The organism is bacterium, assembly GCA_040757115.1.
Lineage (GTDB): Bacteria > UBA9089 > CG2-30-40-21 > CG2-30-40-21 > SBAY01 > JBFLXS01.
In genome coordinates this window covers 1-6,803 of the sequence record JBFLYA010000200.1, presented here as the reverse complement: position 1 = coordinate 6,803, position 6,803 = coordinate 1, and the positions used below count along the sequence as shown (strand labels likewise).

The 6,803-nt window shown below is 35.8% G+C and carries 5 protein-coding genes; all 5 read left to right on the top strand.

Going from position 1 to position 6,803, the window contains the following annotated elements:
- Positions 1-376 precede the first annotated feature (376 nt).
- The 5 genes from AB1422_14675 to AB1422_14655 all read left to right on the top strand — a co-directional run bounded on the left by AB1422_14675 (position 377) and on the right by AB1422_14655 (position 6,362).
- Positions 377-2,011 carry a nucleotide sugar dehydrogenase gene (locus AB1422_14675; GenBank protein ID MEW6620558.1) on the top strand — a complete coding sequence of 545 codons (1,635 nt, stop codon included), beginning with the start codon at positions 377-379 and terminating at the stop codon, positions 2,009-2,011.
- The gene (locus AB1422_14670; GenBank protein MEW6620557.1) at positions 2,012-3,619 is read left to right on the top strand and encodes a flagellar assembly protein A; all 1,608 of its coding nucleotides are present in this window, start codon (positions 2,012-2,014) and stop codon (positions 3,617-3,619) included.
- 1,683 nt (positions 3,620-5,302) lie between these two features.
- The gene (locus tag AB1422_14665; GenBank protein ID MEW6620556.1) at positions 5,303-5,482 is read left to right on the top strand and encodes a hypothetical protein; all 180 of its coding nucleotides are present in this window, start codon (positions 5,303-5,305) and stop codon (positions 5,480-5,482) included.
- Between the two features lie 90 nt (positions 5,483-5,572).
- Positions 5,573-5,893 (top strand): hypothetical protein, encoded by a 321-nt coding sequence (locus tag AB1422_14660; protein MEW6620555.1) that lies wholly within the window; start codon positions 5,573-5,575, stop codon positions 5,891-5,893.
- On the top strand, positions 5,817-6,362 hold the full coding sequence (locus AB1422_14655; GenBank protein MEW6620554.1) for a type II toxin-antitoxin system VapC family toxin: 546 nt from the start codon (positions 5,817-5,819) through the stop codon (positions 6,360-6,362). The genes AB1422_14660 and AB1422_14655 overlap by 77 nt, the downstream gene beginning before the upstream one ends.
- Positions 6,363-6,803: the final 441 nt, after the last annotated feature.

Below are 6,803 nucleotides of genomic sequence, written 5' to 3'. Positions count from 1 at the left end.
TATTTAAAAAATTCACTTGTATCCGAACATACTATTTTTGTGCCTTTTTAGGGATATAAGTCAAGAAAAATATTTTTAAAAAAACTTAATTTTTTACTTGACATTTCACCATAAGACTTTGTGTCCATCCCTGTGGGCATGAGCGTTTCTCCTCGTCCTGGAGGTATATTTTATCCTATATTTAGAGAATTGTCAAGAAATTAAATTCCAGTTCTGAAAAGTAGACTTTCAGTGTCTGACTCCTGATATCTCAGGATTGAATACTTACACAATAGGGCTTCACGAAATTATAAAGTAAGTAATCGGTTAAATGGTAACTGGTAACTAATTACCATTCACCAGTTACCAATTACCAAAACAAAGGAGGTAAAATATTATGGAGTATTCAGTAAGCCCAAATGGAGAAAAGTTTTTGCTTCCAACACAGGATGATTATCTGGCTGAATATAAACGGTTAGATGAAATTGTAGGTAAAAAACGAGCGGAAGGATATGAAATTGTTGTTGTTGTTGGAATTGGTTTTGTTGGTGCGGTTATGGCGGCAATCATTGCTGATAGTGTCGATAAAAAAACAAAAAAACCACAAAAATTTGTTATTGGCATGCAAAGACCTTCACCTCGCTCATACTGGAAAATCCCTTATCTTAACCGAGGCATTTCACCCGTCAAAGCAGAAGACCCGGAAGTAGAACCAATGATTTTGCGATGTGTTCGGGATAAAGAAACATTAATTGCTACCTTTACTGGCTATGCGTTTAGTTTAGCTGATGTAATCGTGGTCGATGTCCAATGTGACTATATGAAAGAATCTCTGGGTGATATTTCAACTGGAAATACAGATATGGCCGCATTAGAAAAGTCGCTAAGAGTAATTGGCGAAAAAATGCCAGCTGATGCCCTGGTTTTGATAGAAACAACTGTGGCTCCAGGCACAACTGAGTTTGTTGCGTATCCAATATTAAAAGAGGAATTCAAAAAGCGGAATATTGAAACAGAACCTTTATTGGCTCATTCATTTGAGCGGGTGATGCCAGGTCGTAATTACATTAGCTCAATCCGTGATTTCTGGCGAGTTTGTAGCGGTATAAATCAAGAAAGCAAAAGGCGGGTAGTTAAATTTTTAAATGAGGTGCTAAATACCGATGAATATCCTTTAACTGTTCTGGATAGACCAGTCGAATCAGAAACAACAAAAATCATTGAAAATAGTTACCGGGCAACTATCTTAGCCTTTTTGGATGAATGGAGCTTATTTGCCGAACGAAATGGTGTTGACCTGACCAAGGTTATTGAGGCAATCAAAATCCGCCCTACACATAATAATATTATCTTTCCAGGACCTGGTGTTGGTGGTTATTGTTTGCCAAAAGATGGGGCTTTAGGCGTTTGGGCATATAAAAATATCCTTAATTTTAAAGATGATATTTTCAAGATAACACCCTTATCTATTAATATTAATGATACAAGGGCATTACATGTGGCAGAATTGATGGAAATGGCATTGAAAAAAATGGGTAAAAAGGTTAGTAACTCAAAAATCCTTCTATTGGGTGCGGCATATCGTGAAGATGTAGGCGATACACGATATAGTGGTTCAGAGGTTATTGTCCGAAAACTCACAGAGATGGGTGCTAAAATCTCGGTTCATGACCCTTATCTCCAACATTGGTGGGAATTTGAAAAACAAGATACCTATCCTGCTCCAGGTCATTCATTAGCTCGATTTTTTAAATATCAGGATAATCTTCAAAACCTCAAAATCCAGAATGACTTAGATTCAAATCTTAAAGATGTTGACGGCGTTATATTCGCCGTTAAACATAAACACTACCTTGATATTAATCCTGAAAATTTAGTGAAGTTGGTGGGTAAATCCGTGGCAATCGTTGATTGTTTTGGCATTTTATCCGATGTAAAAATCAAGCAGTACTTGAAATTAGGTTGTGCCGTAAAAGCTCTGGGAAGAGGACATATTGAACGACTTGAAAAGGAAACTGCAAATTTAGGTTAAATGGAAGAACAAGTTGATACTCACCTGGCCTGGGAGATAGAAGCATTAGGGGATGATGCTATCCCGGGACAATTATTAGCCGTAAAAAAACCACCTGCCCTCGGTAAACCAGGATTAACGGTTACCGGCGAAGAATTATTACCTCAGCTGGGAGAGGATATTCCTGTTATTTTAGGAATGAATGTTTATGCCTCTGAAGATGGGTTGCGGATTTACTCCGCCTCTTTTGGAAAAATCAGGTGGCAGGGAAACCGCGTAGATGTCCAAAGAGTGCTTCAAATAACTAAAGATGTAGAGGAGAATATTGACTTTGATGGCGAGGTGAAAGTTTCAGGCAGTGTGGAGGGGAAATTTAAAATACACGCTACCGCCGATGTTAGTATCGCGGGCTCTGTAGCAGATGCTGAAATAGATTCAGGTGGAACCGTAGAAATAAAACAAGAAGTTAGAAATGCAACTATAATTGCACAAGAGAATATTAAATCTTGCTCGGCTAAAGAATCATCATTAGAGGCAAAAGGCTATATTTTAATAGAAGGGGCATTACTTGGGTGTAAAGTAAATGGAGAAAGGGTAATTTGTTCTGGGAGAAAAGGAATAATTGCTGGTGGCGTTGTTTGTGCCAAAAAAGAAATAAACGCTATGACCATTGGCAGTGAACGCACCTCTATACAAACCGAAGTAAAGATACAGCAAGGCGGAAATATCTCAATCCACGGAATACTTTATCCCAAAGTAAAAATGATATTGGGAAGAAGAACAATGATTCCCAAACGGAAATTGAAACGCCTGACGATTAAAGCAGAACTATCCGGAATGACAACCACTGAATATCAAGAACCTAAAATCGAGTTTACCCACTCTGCCTCTCAAGAAGATACTCATAAACAAAAGGTTAAACATCCTCAATTCTCACCATCAGTAATCGTGCAGGCGGCATCTTTAGAAGAAGGAAAAAGAAAAGGTGCTGAATTATTAGGTTTGCCGGCTGAAGGGTTAGATGGAGAAATAATTTCTAATGAATATTCTAACCGACCTATATTGCGAATATTTCCTCAAGGTGCCTCTGAACATTGGAAAAAAGAATGGAATGAGATAAATAATATAGATGGTCCTCCAGTAGATGGGAATTTTAAATTCGAAAACCGCGAAGATGGTTTATATCTCCACATTATTTCTTCAAGTGGCTCAGGGAAAAAGGTGAGCCCGGAAAATATTATCCTTGCCGCACAACAACAAGGTTTTATTGGAATCGATTCTTCTAAAATAATAGCTGCCTGTAAGACAAATGTTCCTACAACCGTTAAAATTGGTATTATGCAACTTACTCAAGAAATAGGTGGAAAAGTTAAAATTGATATATCAGAAGATAAACTTAAGGCTTATTTTACGATAATTCCTCCCCAAAAGGGTAATTTAATGCTTGGTCCAGAAGATGTCCTCTCTGCCTTAAAACGAAAAGGTGTTATGGTTGGAATTAAAGAAGATGTTATTGTTGCCGCTTTTAAAAATAAACAATTTGAAAAACCTATCCTTGTTGCAGAGGCTATTTTACCACCTATGTCTCAAAAGGCTCAAATTACATATCGAATTGGGTCAGCTAAATAAAAAGCTGTAACTGTTCAGGTGGTAATTTACCGCAGAGACGCAGAGAAACAGAGAGGAAAATATCTTTTTTTTTGCGTTTTTCGGTGTTTAAAAAGGCTTAAAAACAGTTAGTCAAAAGGTAACTATTCACCACGAAGAGCACGAAGGACACGAAATGGAATTTAATGTCTTGTAATTTTCGGTAGTGTCTGACAATAACTACAATTTTTTGTAACCGTTCAGGTGGTAATTCACCGCAGAGACGCAGAGGAACAGAGAAGACATGGAAATAAATCAGATAACAGAAAAGATTATTGATGCAATCATTGTCCTACATAGGACATCAAAACCAAATTTGTTAATCAATCATGATATGTCGGTCCTCAAAAGCTTGCACTGATGAAAATCCGTGATGGAATTCTGCGTCTGGTAAATAGTTTTTAATTTTTTCTCTGCGTCTCTGTGTCTCTGCGGTGAACGGTTACATATTTCGAAACTATGAGTGGAAAGATTCAAGGTTTTATGACTTGATTAAAGAAAAGATAACTATTGAAAAGAAATTATATTAATAAAAAAAGCGGTCCCTACAGCATATACTTCCGTGACTTAACCCACCTTACAGCAGGAAACATCACGGTACGCTGCAGGACTTACCCGCTTTTGATATAATTATAACCCATGATTGAAGAGATGTCAAGAAAAATTTTGGGCAATGATAGCTTTTTCGGGTGGTGTCTTAATCTATCATAAAGGTTAAAATAGTGTATAGGGTTCTGCAAAATAGGATTTGGGGAGACAATAAATAAATATTAAATATCAAATATCAAAATGCAAAATTACAAATCAAATTTCAAAAAGGACTTCAAGTATTTGTAACCGTTCACCGCAAGATGCCACAGAGACGCAGAGAAAAAATTAAAATCTATTCACCAGAGACAGAAATTTCCTTTTTTTGTGCATTTCGGGTCTTTCGTTGTTTATTAATCTTTTAATACTTACTTTCACCTAACTGTTTTTAAACTTTTTTAAACACCGAAAAACACGAAAAAAAAAGATATTTTCCTCTCTGTTTCTCTGCGTCTCTGCGGTGAATTACTATCTGAACAGTTACAAGTATTTTAACGCTGAAAGGAAAGAGATAATTTTACTGAACTTTGGCAAAGATAGTTTATAGTTGATAGTTTATAGTTGAAGGACTATACACTATACACTATACACTATAAACTATAAACTATACACTATAAACCCTAAACTATAAACGAGTTTTGCATTTTGCTCTTTGGAGGAAATTCCTTTTGGACACCAAATCTGCATAGATTTCACTATTAGAGTTATTTTCAGACACCACCAATTTTTTGTTGACAACATGGAGGTAATCTGGTATAATAAAATATAGATAAATAGGTTTTTGGGCAAAATAAATTTAGTATAGGCTAATAGCTCTTTTTCTTAAAGAGGAATTTTATCCTCTAACCCGACAGTAAGAAGAAGGTCGCTATCTTAAACTACACTTTTGTGTAGTAAGGGGTGGCGATCATTATCGGTGTTACTGTCGGGTTGCCGATTTTGATTGTTTACCCCTTTTTTATTTTTAGGGGTTAAAATATTAGTAGCCAAATCTAACGAATTTAACGAATTCTTCGTATTTTTACGAATTTGTTTTATTCGATTAATTCGATTACTTAAAAAGAGGAGGAAGAGATAATGAATAAATGCTTTAATATCAAGGGTTGTCCTGCAAGTTTCTATTTAATGTGCGAGGCGTACAGGCAGAGTAAGAATTGTTTTGAGGTAAAAAATCCAGCCTGTTGTCATAACCACACCTTACAAGAATGTAAAAAATGCCCTTTTTATTTGAAGATTCAAAACTGGGAAGAGAGATAGATAAAACTCTAATTTAAGCGTAATCCTTAATTTTCTATTGACAACTTTGTTTAATGATGTTATAATGACCATAGTCAGGGGGTGAAGGTAATGTCTTTAAAACATATTGAAGTCAATATCCCAAAGCATTTATATGAAGATTCAAAGCAGTTAGTAGATGCTCAGATATTTTCGAGTATTGAGGAGATTATATGTGAAGGACTGAGACGAGAAATGGTTTATTATTTCCCTGTTTTCTACCCAGCTAAAGATTCCTTAGATAGTCAAAGGTGTGCAGAGGCAATTGAAAAGATAAGAGACAGAATGAATGAAAAAGATATGCAAAGGTTGAAAGGTGAAAAGGTTATCAAAAGGCTCAGACAAACAAGAGAAGAACTCTGGCGAGAAAAGTATTCGGCTTATTTTGGATAGCAACGAATACATATTTGGGTTAAATAGAAAGTCCGGAGCCAAGGACTCTATTGATCTTATTAGTATGTTGCCTGAGATGATAAGCTCAATTCCGGACTTTAGCCTTTTTGTTCCCGAGATTATACGGGATGAAGTCGAAAGGAATTTACCCGATAATTTAGCAAAAGATTTTTATCGTCTCATAAGCTCTTCACATAAAATTATATTTGGCCCTTTATATACTGTCTCCAGGGAACTATTTGAGAAATATTGTTCAAAAGAAGGGCTAAAAACGGGAGATGCTTTGATTGCTGCTTTTGCGGAAAGTTGTCAAGCTGACATTTTAGTATCTGATAATCGAGATATTTACGAAAAACTTCAGGTTGATGCCTTCCTTACAATGACTGCAAAACAGTTCCTTTCTACTTACTATAAAGGTACTATCTGGCAAGAAATTCACAAACTGAGACAGAGAGAATTATCCAGATAATTTTATCCTGAAGGAGGGATGTAGATAAAATTCTAATTTTGCCTGAATTTTTTGTTGACAACATGGAGGTAATCTGGTATAATGAAATGTAGATAAATAGGTTTTTGGGCAAAATAAATTTAGTAGAGGCTAATAGCCTTTTTTCTTAAAAGAGGATTTTTATCCTCTCACACGTCACTAAGAAGGAGGCTACTATTATTGCTGTGTTTTTTGCACAGCAAGAGGGGTAGCTATCATTATCGGACTTCGTGACGTGTGGACGATTTTGATTGTTTACCCCTTTTTTATTTTAGGGGTTAAAATATTAGTAGCCAAACTTGTAAGCGTTCAGGTGGTGTAACAAAAGGAGATGTGGAGATTAAGGAGATAGGGAGATATTATTAAAAAAATTGAAATTAATAGAAACTAATAGAAATTTATGGAAATTTGTTGTTTTCCACA

Coding starts and splice junctions, on each gene's coding strand:
- AB1422_14675 (MEW6620558.1), top strand. CDS start 377: ATGGAGTATTCAGTAAGCCCAAATGGAGAAAAGTTTTTGCTTCCAACA.
- AB1422_14670 (MEW6620557.1), top strand. CDS start 2,012: ATGGAAGAACAAGTTGATACTCACCTGGCCTGGGAGATAGAAGCATTA.
- AB1422_14665 (MEW6620556.1), top strand. CDS start 5,303: ATGAATAAATGCTTTAATATCAAGGGTTGTCCTGCAAGTTTCTATTTA.
- AB1422_14660 (MEW6620555.1), top strand. CDS start 5,573: ATGTCTTTAAAACATATTGAAGTCAATATCCCAAAGCATTTATATGAA.